At 48.9% G+C, this 14,024-nt stretch carries 11 protein-coding genes and 1 pseudogene; 8 read left to right on the forward strand and 4 right to left on the reverse strand.

The features are described 5' to 3' along the window. The first annotated feature begins 95 nt into the window (after positions 1-95). Together aceF and AC2CG4_RS00435 are read left to right on the forward strand one after the other, a co-directional pair. Complete coding sequence (gene aceF, locus AC2CG4_RS00430; RefSeq protein WP_484484377.1) at positions 96-1,706, forward strand: dihydrolipoyllysine-residue acetyltransferase; 1,611 nt, start codon at positions 96-98, stop codon at positions 1,704-1,706. Between the two features lie 188 nt (positions 1,707-1,894). Beyond that, positions 1,895-2,908, forward strand: a complete 1,014-nt coding sequence (locus tag AC2CG4_RS00435) for an alpha/beta hydrolase fold domain-containing protein (protein ID WP_484484378.1) — start codon at positions 1,895-1,897, stop codon at positions 2,906-2,908. A gap of 40 nt (positions 2,909-2,948) precedes the next feature. Here the strand turns inward: AC2CG4_RS00435 and AC2CG4_RS00440 are convergent. The 3 genes and pseudogenes from AC2CG4_RS00440 to mobA form a co-directional block, all read right to left on the reverse strand. Continuing rightward, positions 2,949-3,491 (reverse strand): annotated as a pseudogene (locus tag AC2CG4_RS00440) (DUF1287 domain-containing protein); the annotation flags it as partial. Positions 3,492-3,547: 56 nt separating this feature from the next. Then, positions 3,548-3,931: a VanZ family protein gene (locus AC2CG4_RS00445; RefSeq protein ID WP_484484379.1), complete on the reverse strand. Its 384-nt coding sequence runs from the start codon at positions 3,929-3,931 to the stop codon at positions 3,548-3,550. A 97-nt stretch (positions 3,932-4,028) separates the two neighbouring features. Then, positions 4,029-4,652, reverse strand: a complete 624-nt coding sequence (gene mobA / locus AC2CG4_RS00450) for a molybdenum cofactor guanylyltransferase MobA (protein ID WP_484484380.1) — start codon at positions 4,650-4,652, stop codon at positions 4,029-4,031. Between the two features lie 264 nt (positions 4,653-4,916). Here mobA and AC2CG4_RS00455 point away from each other — a divergent pair, with 264 nt between their 5' ends. The 6 genes from AC2CG4_RS00455 (at position 4,917) to tadA (ending at position 12,073) form a co-directional block, all read left to right on the forward strand. Continuing rightward, positions 4,917-8,264, forward strand: coding sequence for a CPBP family intramembrane glutamic endopeptidase (locus tag AC2CG4_RS00455; RefSeq protein ID WP_484484381.1), 3,348 nt, complete (start codon positions 4,917-4,919; stop codon positions 8,262-8,264). A gap of 105 nt (positions 8,265-8,369) precedes the next feature. Then, positions 8,370-9,014 carry a pyridoxamine 5'-phosphate oxidase gene (gene pdxH / locus AC2CG4_RS00460; protein WP_484484382.1) on the forward strand — a complete coding sequence of 215 codons (645 nt, stop codon included), beginning with the start codon at positions 8,370-8,372 and terminating at the stop codon, positions 9,012-9,014. Between the two features lie 13 nt (positions 9,015-9,027). After that, a complete protein-coding gene (locus AC2CG4_RS00465) occupies positions 9,028-10,005 on the forward strand; it encodes an NAD(P)H-quinone oxidoreductase (RefSeq protein WP_484484851.1) in 978 nt (325 codons plus the stop codon). A gap of 22 nt (positions 10,006-10,027) precedes the next feature. Further along, positions 10,028-11,236, forward strand: a complete 1,209-nt coding sequence (locus AC2CG4_RS00470) for a CaiB/BaiF CoA transferase family protein (protein ID WP_484484383.1) — start codon at positions 10,028-10,030, stop codon at positions 11,234-11,236. Positions 11,237-11,246: 10 nt separating this feature from the next. Next, complete coding sequence (locus AC2CG4_RS00475; RefSeq protein WP_484484384.1) at positions 11,247-11,516, forward strand: DUF1653 domain-containing protein; 270 nt, start codon at positions 11,247-11,249, stop codon at positions 11,514-11,516. Further along, positions 11,513-12,073: a tRNA adenosine(34) deaminase TadA gene (gene tadA, locus AC2CG4_RS00480; protein ID WP_484484385.1), complete on the forward strand. Its 561-nt coding sequence runs from the start codon at positions 11,513-11,515 to the stop codon at positions 12,071-12,073. The genes AC2CG4_RS00475 and tadA overlap by 4 nt, the downstream gene beginning before the upstream one ends. Positions 12,074-12,417: 344 nt before the next feature. Here the strand turns inward: tadA and ppnN are convergent, their stop codons facing one another. Further along, positions 12,418-13,830 (reverse strand): nucleotide 5'-monophosphate nucleosidase PpnN, encoded by a 1,413-nt coding sequence (ppnN, locus tag AC2CG4_RS00485; protein WP_484484386.1) that lies wholly within the window; start codon positions 13,828-13,830, stop codon positions 12,418-12,420. Positions 13,831-14,024 lie beyond the last annotated feature (194 nt).

The raw sequence follows: 14,024 nt of genomic DNA on the forward strand, positions 1-14,024 counted from the left end.
AACCGTCGCCCTCTCACAAAGAGGGCGATGTTGTTTGTATCCGTCCAAAACATTTATCAAATGTAGAAATAACCGATTAGCGAGGAACTACTACAGTGGCAATTCAAACAATTAAAGTGCCTGATATTGGCGGCGCAGAAGGCGTTGAAGTTATCGAGATCTCCGTAAATGTAGGCGATGTTATCGCTGAAGGCGATTCGATTGTCGTGCTGGAAACCGACAAAGCTTCAATGGAAATCCCGGCCGATGTTGCAGGCAAGGTTGTCGCTATTAAAGTAAATCTTGGCGATAAAGTATCGCAAGATTCAGTATTGCTCGAAGTGGAAGCAGAAGGCAGTGCCGCTGCTGCTCCCGCCCCACAAGCGGCTGCTTCGGCGGCTGCACCTGCTGAAGCCCCTGCGCCAGCTGCTGCTACAGCATCGGCTGCCGGAACCGAAGTGCAAATGGTAGTCCCGGACATAGGTGGCGCAGAAGGCGTTGAAGTGATCGAGATCTCGGTAAATGTTGGCGATGACGTTGACGCTGGCGATTCATTGATCGTGCTCGAAACCGATAAAGCCTCAATGGAAATTCCGGCTGAAGCTGCCGGTAAAATTGTTAGCCTTGCGGTAAAAGTGGGCGATAAACTTTCTCAAGGTTCAGTAATTGGCGTGCTCGCCACCAGCGGCGGCGCTCCTATTGCAGCAGCAACTGCGGCTGCACCGGCTAAAGCAGAAGCAGCTCCTGCCGTAGCACCCGCTCCGAAAGTAGAAGCACCAAAGGCGGTGCCTGCACCAGTTGCTGATGTTGCTCAAACCGGCGATGTTTATGCTGGCCCAGCGGTGCGTAAACTGGCTCGTCAACTCGGTGTTGATATGGGCAAAGTGTCTGGCACTGGTCCACGTGGTCGCCTGTTGAAAGATGATGTGCGCGCTTATGTAAAACCTATAGTGCAAGCCGCACAATCCGGCGCATCGTTTGGTGGTTCAGGTATTCCTGCATTGCCCGTTGTCGATTACTCCAAGTTTGGTGAAATCGAAATCGTGAAAATGAGCAAAATTAAAAAACTGACTGCCGATGCCATGACGCGCAGTTGGTTGAATGTTCCGCGCATCACCCAGTTTGACGATGCTGATATCACGGATCTGGAAGTTTTCCGCAACAGCATGAAAGCCGAAGCAGAAAAGCGTGGCAGCAAACTGACTCCATTACCATTTATTGTGAAAGCAGTTGCCGCCGCTTTGGTTGCTGAGCCTTCATTCAATGTATCGGTGCATCAAGATGGCGAGAGCATTGTGCACAAGAAATTTGTCCACATTGGTATTGCAGTAGATACACCTAATGGTTTGTTGGTTCCGGTTGTCCGCAATGTGGATAAAAAAGGCCTGTTTGAGTTGGCCGATGAAATTAATGTTCTCGCCAAAAAAGCACGTGATGGCAAGTTGACTCCAGCAGAAATGCAGGGCGGTTGCTTCACCATTTCCAGCTTGGGTGCAATGGGCGGTAACGGCTTTACACCAATGGTATCGGCACCAACTGAAGTCGGTATTTTGGGTGTGTCTCGTGCACAGATGAAACCTGTGTGGAATGGTAAAGAGTTTATCCCACGCAATATGCTGCCACTGTCACTGTCTTATGATCACCGCGCAGTAAACGGTGCTGATGCCGGTCGCTTTATGACTTATCTGGTATCGGTAATTGGCGATTTGCGTCGTTTGTTATTGTGATAGCTTGAATTTGAGTTCGTGTAGCTAAAAAAGGGTCGGCAATTGCTGGCCCTTTTTTGTTTGTTTGTTTTTGCTGTTTGTTTGATGTTTTCATCAGTTTTGCTTTTTGGGCATGGCTCGTTAAACTTGTAAAAAAATTATTTCGGCAATTATTTGGTCATGTGAATTCTCTACTGAGTGATATAACGATGACCTATCTAACTAATATTCCGCGCTTTTCAATCATGCTGTGGTTTTCGGCTTTAATTGGCTGCCAAAGCATTACCCAAGTTGATGATCCCACCAATACTTATACACCGGAAACGACCTACAAAAAACTGATTGGCGAATTTCCGTTTATTGATATTGCCAGCCGTACTGTGCCTGAGTCTGTAAGGGAAATTAAAAATATCACCTATGTTCGCTATGGTAAGCGTGTATTGCAGTTGGATTTGTATCTACCTAAACCCGTATCGGCTCAGCAAAAGCCGGGCATTGTGTTTGTTCACGGCGGTGGTTGGCGTGCGGGTTTCCGCACGAATTTCACCCCTATGGCAATTGCTATGGCGGAGCACGGTTATGTGGCGGCAACCATCAGCTATCGCTTGTCACCGGAGGCACAATATCCTGCGGCGATTCACGATGTGAAGGCGGCGATTCGCTGGCTGCGCAAAAATGCTAAAAAATATGGCGTCAATCCGGATCAAATTGCCGTGGGCGGTGGTTCGGCGGGCGGGCAAATTGCCAGCTTGACGGGAATGACCAATGGTTTGGAAAATTTTGATCCGCAAGCAACAGAGTCGTCTGTTTCAAGTGCAGTACAAGCGATTGTGAATATAGATGGTCTGTCTGATTTTACCTCGGAAGCGGCACGTTTCCATGAGGATGACCCGCGCAAGAATCCTTCGGCAGCGGGCGCCTGGTTTGGCGGGCGCTACGCTGAAAAAACTGCATTGTGGCATGAGGCATCGCCAACTTTTTATGTAAACCAAAACACGCCGCCGATTTTATTTCTAATCAGCGCGCAAGAGCGTTTTAGTGTTGGGCATAAAGAGATGATTGAAAAAATGAAGCCTTTTGGTATTCCCTACCAAGTAGCTCAAATTCCGAATTCACCACATTCTTTTTGGCTGTTCGATCCCTGGCTGCAGCCTTCGGTGGAGGTTGTAGTGAATTTTTTAGATCGGCAGTGCAAAACAGCGCGTAGCGATAATGCCCACTAATCTTGTAGTCAAATAACATATCTTCAAGCTGTGGGCCTGCGCCAATGTTGTGGACAATTAATGGGCGCAGACCATCGGCGGAAAAGCGATTCGTTACAATGCCAATGTGCGGCAAGTTCCCCGGCAGCATCCAAGTGACTAAATCGCCTGCTTGATAGGCTTGTGCTTGGTTTGATATTGCGAGCTTTTTGCCGTGGCGAGTAAAAAAAGTTTGTAAATTGGGCACGCGGCGATGATCGATATTGGTATCCGTTTTGTTTTGTCCCCAATTCTTTTTTGCTGGATAAAGTGCAAAGTTTTTGCGCATATCTTCATGCACTAATTGTTGCAGATCGATCCCAAGCTTGCGGTACGCGCGAATAATTACATCAGTGCATACACCGTATTGCGCCGGTACATCCCCCATGGGGTAGGTGATTTTAAAGTAGGCTCCGTTGTAGGTTACCCGCTCTTGCGTTTGCGCCACTGCTGCTGCAATTAGTTGCTGGGTCTTATCTGCGTGCGCGGCAATATTTTCTGCGTTGCAATATTGTGCGGCGAGAAATATCAACCCGCTGAGAAAAGATGTTAATAATTTAGTCATCGGACTTATTCTTAAGTTTAAATTACGTATAGGGGTTTACTCTTCAGTCTGGAGGTTCATTGCTGAGTTTTGCTGTTCCAATACAACAGCTTGGCAAAAGGCGCTACTGTTTTTTCCAAAAGCATAATTATCGTTAACCCCAATAAAACGCCGCCGCTATTGGCAAGAATATCCATTCCGCTAAATGTGCGCGGCGGATTGAAATACTGTCCGACTTCAATCGCAATGGAGTAGACGATTAAAAATGCTGCGCGTTGCCATATAGGCCAAGTCGGCCGTGCAAAACTAATCGAAAATGCTGCAATACAGTAACCCGTAAAGTGCATCAGCAAATCGTTGAAGACGGGAACGGAATTTTCAGGGTGGGGTGTTAAACCCAGGTAAGTATAAATCGCTAACAAGCCATAAAATTGCATCACGCACAAACAACGCCAAAGCATAATTCGCTCTCCGTAAAAGTTCGGCAGAGCATAACAGCTTTTTGAAGTGGGCTGATGCAACGATTGCGTTTAGCAACAGGGTTATTGCCGGGCTAATTTACTTGACAAGTGCGACTAGCGGTTCTGCGGCGTACAGGTCTTGCGGGACATTAATATTAAAAAAAGGATCGTAGTTTTCTACTGTAAATTCTACTTCCACCAGCTTTTGTTGTTTGATCCAATCCTGTAGGCGGGGTGTATCGCCCGTTTGCAGTTGTTGATCAATCTTACCCAACAGCGATGCATGCCAGAGTGCAAAAATAGGGTGGGTACGATCCTGAGATTTGGCGACGGCGAGCTGCGCATGTTGGCCTGTGGCAGCATCTAATAAACGAGTAACCAAATCGGCAGGAAAGAAGGGCGTGTCCGATGCAAAGCTGGCCAGCCATTCCGCATCCGGGTTCTTAGTTTGCATCCAGGATAAACCCGCGTGAATACCTGCCAGCGGGCCGAGATTGCCGGGGTAAACATCTGGAATCACCGGCAGGCGAGTGCGGGCAAAACGCAGGCTATTGCCGTTGGCGTTGAGTAGCAGTTGGCTAACTTGTGGCTGGGCGCGCTCGACAGTCCGTTGTAGTAGTGTTTTGCCAGCCAGAGGCAGCAGGCATTTATCACCCCCGCCCATACGCTTGGCAAGTCCGCCGGCAAGAATAATACCGACAACGGATTGGAAATTACTCATAGGTGTTTTTGACTGGCTCAGAATTATCGTTGGCGATTAATCTGGTGCACATCCTGGTGTTTGGCACATTAATCATTGTTTGCATATAGTGTCTAGTGTAGCTGTTGAGTGAGCGCATCACCATGATTTTTATGTGAAGTGCTGACCAGTGTGTGGATTTGCCACAAACTTTCCCTCCTTTGTAATTCCCTATAGGATTCGCACCTTGTCTATTCAATGTGTTTCCGTGATGGACAATATCACGATAATCAATAAGGAAAATGGATGATGCAGGTTTCTTCCCAGCACTTTTTTTCATTTCAATCCCGGTTGTTCTGGGCGATTTTTTTAGTCGCTGCGCTGATTGCAGCTGTAGCCGCCATCAAGTTGATGTTTGTCGCTGCACCGGGTCTCAATGTCGATATCACCTTTTCCCGCGAACAAGCCGTTGCCGCTGCGCAACAGTTCCAGCGGCGTCAATTTCCGGAGTTAACCACCGAGCGCTCTGCCACTGTGTTTGTGAGTGATCGTGGCTTGCAAAATTATGTGGAGTTGGAAGCGGGTGGGGTCGCTGCATTTCAACAGTTGATCCCGCAGTTGGATGCGGTGACGCACTACTGGAAAGTGCGCAATTTTGCAGCGGGGCAAGAGGAAGAGTTAATTATGGCGTTCAGCCCGCGCGGCGAGCCAATCTCGTTTGCGTATTTGATGCCAGATAAAACACCGGGAGCCGCGTTAGATGAGTCTGCTGCGCGTGAGCTTGCCGAGGCGGGCGCACGCTCTTTTATGGGCGAGCGTTTCAACGCTTATAAAACCTTGGAGACTAAACAAAAACGCCAAGCGTCCGGGCGTGTGGATTACAGTTTTACCTATGAGCACAGCAGTCTTAGTGCAAACGAGGCGCGCTTTCGGCTGGAGTTGAAAGTGGCGGGCGACAAATTAATCGCCGTCGATACCTTCAAACATATCCCCGAGGCTTTTGATCAGCGCTTTAATGAAATGCGTTCGCTCAACACCCAGATTAGTCAAATCGCCAGTTATTTTATGGCGTTACTGTTTGGCTTGGGCGGTTTGGCAGGTGGCGGAATCTGGTTGTTTCGTCGCCACCAACTTCGCTGGGTAAATGCGTTTTGGCCGGCATTGGTGGTTGGGGCTGGTCTGGCCGGCGCTGTATTTGCCAATTTGCCTATGGCCTGGATGAACTATCAAACCACTAGTTCGGCGCAGACATTTTTATTTCAACAGCTGGCGCAGGCCGGGGGGGTATTGGTATTTGCCAGCCTCGCATTTGCGACGATTTATGCAATCGCCGAGGGTTTGACGCGCATGGCATTTGCCGATCATCCGCGTCTGTGGGATATGTTTCGCCCAGCAGCTCTATCGCCAGAAGTACTTGGGCGTGTGCTGGGTGCCTATGCATGGACGGGATGCTTTCTGCTGTATGCGATGGTGTTTTATTGGTTTAGCTCAACGGTGTTGGGCTGGTGGCAGCCTGCTGGAATGAATTCTGACCCCAATATTCTTGCCAGCTGGCGTCCGGCACTGGCACCTATTTTTACCGCGTTACAGGCGGGAACTTGGGAGGAGTGCGTATTTCGTGCGATTCCGTTGGCGCTGGCGGTCTTGATTGGCAATCACTTTGGCATACGCAATAAATTGGTGATTGTCACCCTGATTTTGCAGGCGCTGATTTTTGCAGGTGTGCATGCTAATTATCCCAACCTGCCAGGCTACAGCCGTCTGATTGAATTGTTTATTCCAGCGCTTGCATTCGGCTTGGTGTATCTGCGTTTTGGTTTGATGATCTGCATGATCACCCATTTTGAATACGATTTGGTGTTGATGAGCTTGCCGATTTTTACCGCTGATGACGCCAGTCTTTGGTTTGACCGCCTGCTGGTGATTCTCGCTGGCGCTGCGCCTTTGCTGGCATTGGCATGGGCGCGTTTGCGTGGTGGTCGGTGGTCGGCGTTGGGCAGCGAATGGCGCAATGGAGCACCGGTTGATCTGGTGCCAGACGCATCGCCAAGTACCCCAGCTGAAGCGTTCAATATAGGTGCGCCACTCAGTATTAAACCTCTGTGGCTGGCCGTTATCGCCCTTGCGGCGATGGTATTGATCGGCCTGGGTGCCAATCACACATCGCGCCTGGAGTGGCCGCAATACGAAATTGATCGCGCCCAAGCTGGCCAGCAAGCCGAACAATATTTACAGGAGCGTGGTGTGCTATTGGAAGGTGAATGGCGGCGAACAATTACGACGCACAATGGTGAATACCAGACCCGCAATTTTGTGTGGCGTCAGGCTGGAGCTGAGAAAACCCAAGAGCTCATCGGTAAATATTTGGATACCCCCTTCTGGGTCGTTACCTGGCGTAAATTTGACGGCCCGGTAGAGGATCGTTCCGAGTATTGGCAGGCGTGGATTTATCCCGACGGGCGTTTGCACGAACTGGTACATCAATTACCGGAAGGGCGTACCGGCGCTAAGTTGACGCGCGGCCAAGCGAAAGCCAAGGCAATGGCCTGGATAATTGAAAAAGGCTGGGGAAATCTAGCCACACTGGAAGAAAAATCAGTTGAAGAAATCCTACGTCCGGCGCGCCGTGATTGGGAAGTGACTTATCTCGATAAGCAGGCGTTTGATCAGGGTAATGGACGGGCTGCCATTGTTATCAAGTTGGCGGGCGACGAGGTGACCAGCTATGTCCGCACTATCGATATCCCACAGGAGTGGACCCGCGCCGAAACTGAAGCCTATTCCCGCGAGCAGCCCTATAACATTGTCTCCAAGTTGGCTTTATTGGTTTTGGTGGGGCTCGCGGTAGTGTGCTTTTTCCGCAAATCCAGCGGGCGAAAATTCAGCCTTATCGCTGCATTACCCTGGGTGCTGTTGATCGTGTGTGCCAATACTGCTGTGTCACTGCTCTGGATCGATCAAGCGTTGGTTAATTTCCAAACCACTATGGGCTGGTGGATGCAAATCGGCATGTTGTTGGTTGGTTTAGGCATAGGCGCCAGTGTGATAGGGGCGTTGGTGTTTTTCATCGCACAAGCGCTGCACACCGAGCGTCCGCGGATCGGTGCAAATTTGACCGGTGATTTTGTGCTGGGAGTCGTCTTGGCCTTGGCCTTGGTGGCTTATCGCGCACTGGTAGAGTTGCTATTGCCAACTATTTGGGCGCCTACTCCTTACTCAGCTGATTTGGCGACAGCTGTACCTTGGCTTACTGTAGTGCTCAATGGTGTTAAAGCACTCTTTCCAAATCTAATGATTTTGATGCTGGTGCTCGGATTGTCCCGCTTTTTAACCAAGACCTGGCGCTGGTGGTTAGTTGGGGCAATGGTTGCGTTATGGTTGATTACATCATCGTTGGCGAGCAGGGAATTTATGCTTACCTTTGCCTATCAACTGTTTAGCTTGATGATGGCTGGTCTTGGTTTCTTGTTAATTCGCCGTCAGCAATTAGGCGTCGCGCTGGCAATGCTAGGATCTATTGTCGCGTTGAATCAATTGGGGGTAATGCGTGCAATTTATTCAGATGCTATGTGGCAGGGTCTATTAAGTTTTGTGATTTGTCTTGCTCTTACCTACGTATTACTCCGGCATTGGTATACACGTGGGGTAGAATAGCCCACATTGCATAGCGTCATCGAAAGGCACTGCAATCAGTGCCTTTTTTGTTTATCGCCTTTTTGCGGGTGCTTGTTGCGCTTGGTCTATATGAGGAGCAGTAGTATGGAATTAAATCTCGACACTTTTCGCCGCGAATACACCCAAGGTGGATTGGAGCGCGATGACTTGTTGGATAATCCCCTTGAGCAATTTGACCGCTGGATGCAGCAGACAATCAAAGCAGGTATTCCCGACCCGAATGCGATGACTATCGCCACGGTGGATGCGGTTGGACAGCCATCGCAGCGCATAGTGCTATTAAAACATCTGGATGAAAAAGGCTTTGTGTTTTACACCAATCTCAATAGTCGCAAAGCGCAAGAGCTAAAACAAAATCCCAAAATCAGTTTGCATTTTCCCTGGCACTTTTTGGAGCGACAGGTAAAAGTGTGCGGTGTGGTAGAACAATTGTCGAAAGCAGAAGTGTTGAAATATTTTGTCTCGCGCCCGCGCGATAGTCAGTTGGGAGCTTGGGCTTCACAGCAGAGCCGCCCGATTTCGTCGCGCGCGCTCTTGATGCAGCAATTTGAGGCCATGAAAAATAAATTTGCCAAGGGTGAAATTCCGGTTCCAGACTTTTGGGGCGGATTTAGGGTTAAACCTCATCAAATTGAATTCTGGCAAGGCGGTGCTGCGCGCCTGCATGATAGTTTTCAATACAACTTGCAATCCGATGGCTCTTGGTTAATTCAACGCCTTGAACCATGATGCATTGGCTATGATGAAATTTATCGCATTAAAAAATCCTGGTGGCGTTGAGCAGTTGGAATTGCAAACCATGGTGGTTCCGCAGCCAAACGCCGATGAAGTATTAATCCGTGTGTATGCTGCAGGCATTAATCGCCCGGATATTTTACAGCGGCAAGGTGCGTATCCAGCGCCTGCCGATGCATCACCTATTTTAGGCTTGGAAGTGGCGGGTGAAATAATTGCCTGCGGTTACAATGTAAAACGCTGGCAGCTTGGCGATAAGGTTTGTGCGTTGGTCAATGGCGGTGGTTATGCGGATTATTCGCTGGCACCTGCCGCTCAGTGTTTGCCAATACCGCCGGGGTTTTCCTATGTGCAAGCTGCCGCGCTGCCCGAAACTTTTTTTACGGTTTGGCATAACCTATTTCAGCGTGCGCACTTAACAGCGGGCGAAAGTGTGTTAATTCACGGCGGTGCAAGTGGTATAGGCACGGCGGCAATTCAATTGGCGCGCGCTGCAGGCGTGCACGTATTTGCAACGGCCGGGTCAGCTGGAAAATGTGCGGCAATTAGTGCGCTTGGTGCAATTCCCATTAATTATCATGAGCAAGATTTTGTTACTCTCATTAAAGAACACACGCACGGGCAGGGCGTGAATGTGATTTTAGATATGGTCGGTGGCGATTTTATCCAGCGCAATATTTCGGCCGCTGCAAAAGAGGGTCGTATCGTGAATATCGCCTTTTTGCAGGGCAGCAAAGCCCAAGTGGATTTTATGCCCTTGATGTTAAAGCGGCTCACCTTGACTGGCTCCACACTGCGCGCTCAATCCACAGCAACCAAAGCCGCGATTGCCCGCGAGCTGGAAGAGAAAGTCTGGCCACAATTAAACAACAAAACTATTGAGCCGGTGATTGATTCAGTATTTCCTTTTGCGCAGGTTGCCGCTGCACATATGCGTATGGAATCGAATCAACATATAGGGAAAATTATTCTTAACTTAGAGTGAGCACTTTGTAAGGTGAAAATAAATGATTAACTCTTCGCAGGCTCGTCGCCCTCTCGATGGCATTCGCATAATCGAAATCGGCCAGTTACTCGCTGGGCCTTTTGCGGGCTGTATGCTTGGTTATTTCGGTGCGGAAGTAATAAAAATCGAGCCGCCGGAGGGTGATCCTATTCGCGGTTGGCGGGTATTGGAAAATGGCACATCGCATTGGTGGCGTAGTATCGGGCGCAATAAAAAAAGTATCACGCTGGATTTAAAAAAAGCGGAAGGCCAACACATTGCGCGACAATTGATGGATAGCGCCGATGTGGTAATCGAAAACTTCCGCCCAGGGGTGATGGAAAATTGGGGGCTGGGGCCCGACGAGATTAAAAAAACGAATCCCAAGCTGGTATATGCGCGCATTTCCGGTTACGGTCAAACAGGCCCCTATGCCAGCAAACCGGGTTTTGCCTCTGTCTGCGAAGGTATGAGTGGTTTTCGCTATGTAAATGGTTTTCCCGATCAAGCACCGGTGCGCCCCAATTTGAGCATTGGCGATACGATTTCCGGCATTCACGCAGCGCTTGGTATCGCATTGGCTTTATTGGAGCGCGAGCGAAATGAAAACGGCGCAGGGCAGGTGGTAGATGTTGCCCTCTATGAATCTATGTTTAATTTAATGGAAGCCGTGGTGCCGGAATTTTCCGGTGCGGGTGTGATTCGCGAGCCTTCCGGCACCACGGTGACGGGCATTGTGCCTACCAATACTTATCGCTGCAAAAATGGTAAATACGTAGTGATTGGTGGCAATGGTGATTCGATCTTTCAGCGCTTGATGGAAATTGCCGGTCATCCGGAAATGGCCAATGATCCGCGCATGGCTAATAATGCAGGGCGTGTTGCGCACGAATTGGAGATTGATAATGCATTGGCGGCATGGTGCATGAGTAAAGATGCCGATGAAATTTTGCAATTGTTGGAACAGGCGCGCGTGCCCGGTGGGCCAATCTACAATGCGCAAGATATGTTTGCTGACCCGCACTTCAACGCGCGCGGTATGTTTGAGCAGGTCGAAATCAATGGCAAACCCTTAAAGATTCCGGCAATACTGCCTAAGTTGGCCGACACGCCCGGGCGCACTGACTGGCCCGGTGGTGAAATCGGCAGCCACACGCAAGAAATCTTGCAAGCGATATTAAATTTATCGCCAGTGCAAATTGCTGAGTTAAAAACCGCGGGTGTTATTTAAGGTAATCACAATGAAATTGAAATCCGGTTTGTATCGTCACTACAAAGGCAATGACTATTTTGTATTTCAGGTGGCGACGCACAGTGAAACCCGTGAACCTATGGTCTTTTATCGCTGCTTGTACGGCGACTATTCCTGGTGGGTGCGCCCATTAGAAATGTTTATGGAAACGGTTGAGCTGGCGGGCGAAACCATACCACGCTTTCGTTTTGTGCGCGCATTAACCGAGCAGGAACTGGCAAATTATTTGGCGCCTTTAGTGGAAGTAAAAAATTCGTGAGTATTGTTGATCAAGAACATTATCCCGAGAGTGGCAAAAAATTTTCAGCAGAAGATAAACGTTGGATGGAATACGCCATCGCGCTCGCCGCAAAAGGTGAGGCGATTGGCGAGGTGCCGGTAGGCGCGGTCATTGTGCGGGATGAAAAAATCATCGGAGAAGGATTTAATCAACCAATAACCAGCCATGATCCAACTGCCCACGCAGAAGTTATCGCACTGCGCCAAGCAGCAAGTCAGGTTCAAAATTATCGTTTGGTGGGCGCAACCATTTACGTCACCCTCGAGCCTTGCACTATGTGTGTCGGAGCGTTAGTGCATGCGCGAATTGCGCGTTTGGTATTTGGTACAACCGAAACTAAAGCGGGCGCAGTGGTGAGCAAATCGCAATTATTGGATCACGATTATTTTAATCACAAGGTGGATTTTGCAGGCGGTTTGATGGCGCAACAGTGTCAGCATCAACTCAGTGATTTTTTTGCGGCGAGGCGGGAGCAGAAACGTAAAGAAAAACAGGCGCGGCGAGAATTGGATTCGACGGGTTCCGTCGACTTGTGATGCGTGCTATTTAATTAAAAAGCATGGCTCAGAAATGAGTAGGGGCCACAAAAGTGACCCCGTACAGTTACTATCCCTAAGTAGAAGTAGTCAATTTGCGTCGACTTCCTTTCGTATCCCTGACCGCCTTTCCTCTTGCGCTAGTGCAATCCTTTGATGTCATCCGACATCGCGTCCCTAACAGGTGGGCGCATCCATTGACCTTGCCTGGCCAGTGCACATCATTGTCTACTTCCTTGATGTGATCATTATCTCCCTAAGGCTAGCGGCAGAATAGTCGCTAAAGTCGCTAGTTGTTGTGAGACATTGACTACACCCTAGATCACTTAAGTCTAGCCGAGCACTTACTTTATAACTTTATAGCAGGGAATATACTCGCGCCCAGGTAATTTCATCCGGTTTTGGCGAGCAAAGGATTCCAGTAACTCGTCGACCGGGTGCATGATTTCGTAATCCCCGTGCAATTCAAAGTGACCGTGTTGTTCGATGGCGAGAATACCTTCTTCTTTGACATTGCCTGCCACAATGCCGGAAAACGCCCGGCGCAGATTAGCGGCCAACTGGTTGACTGGCTGGTTCTTATGCAGTTCCAGATTGCGCATATTCTCGTGGGTTGGGGCAAAGGGCTGTTGTAGGTCTGGGCTGATTTTTAACTGCCAGTTAAAATAATAGGCATCGTCGCTGTGCTTGCGGAATTCGCGTACTTTTTTTATGCCCTCTTTCATTTCGTGGGCGACAGCAGCGGGATCATTAACGATAATTTTGTAGTGCGCTTGCGCCTCTGGGCCAAGTGTATCGCCAATAAATTTATCGATGCGAGCGAAGTATTCCGCTGAGCTTTCTGGGCCGGTAAAAATAAGCGGGAAGGGGATATCTTTATTATCGGGATGCAACAATAACCCCAGAATATATAAAATTTCTTCGGCGGTGCCTGCGCCACCGGGGAATACAATAATGCCGTGACCAAGACGTACAAACGCTTCGAGGCGTTTTTCAATATCCGGCATGATGGTGAGTTTATTCACAATCGGGTTAGGCGCTTCGGCAGCGATAATGCCCGGCTCGGTGATACCAATGTAACGGCCATTGGTAATACGTTGTTTGGCATGGCCGATGGTCGCGCCTTTCATTGGCCCTTTCATCGCGCCTGGGCCGCAGCCGGTGCAAATATCCAAACCGCGCAAACCCAATTCATAACCAACCACTTTGGTGTAGTCGTACTCAACGCGATTAATTGAGTGGCCTCCCCAGCAAACTACCAAGTTGGGATCAAGGCCGGGTTTCATCAAATTGGCATTGCGCAGCATGTGAAAAACTGCATCGGTAATGCCTTCCGATGTTTGCACATTAAATTTAGGATTGCCGTAAAGTTCATCATTGTTGTAAATCACATCGCGCAATACGGTAAATAAATGCTCGCTAATACCGCGAATCATTTTGCCGCCGACAAATGCATTGCCAGGTGCATTTTTGACAGACAGTTTTATGCCGCGCTCTTCTTGTACGATACTGATATCAAAATCTTTGTAACGCTCCAGCAGCTCTTTGCCGTTATCGGTATCGTTGCCGGTATTGAGTACGGCAAGTGCGCAGCTGCGAAATAGTTTGTACAAGCCGCTTTGGCTGGAATCTAATAATTTGGTGACTTCTACTTTAGATAAAATATTCAGTTGGTCGATAGGGGCAATCAAGGCGCTGACGGTTTCAAGTTTGTTGGCTTCTTGAGTGATAGCTTGGTTGTGATTTTGGTTGCTCATAGTATTCCTTAGTATCGAAGATGCAGTAATTCCGGCTAGCCGTAGCAATCATTAGTTGTTTTTGCCTTCAATCGGCTATTCATTAATTTCGAGGTGATTAATAGTTCCGATATGTGGTTTGTTAATCCTTGAGTCAAGTGTAGTGGGATTTTGCGGGTTGTGTGTAGCGCTCTACTTGCTCAATCGCGAAATTG

The sequence above is a fragment of the Cellvibrio sp. ATLC23 genome (genome assembly GCF_057196725.1).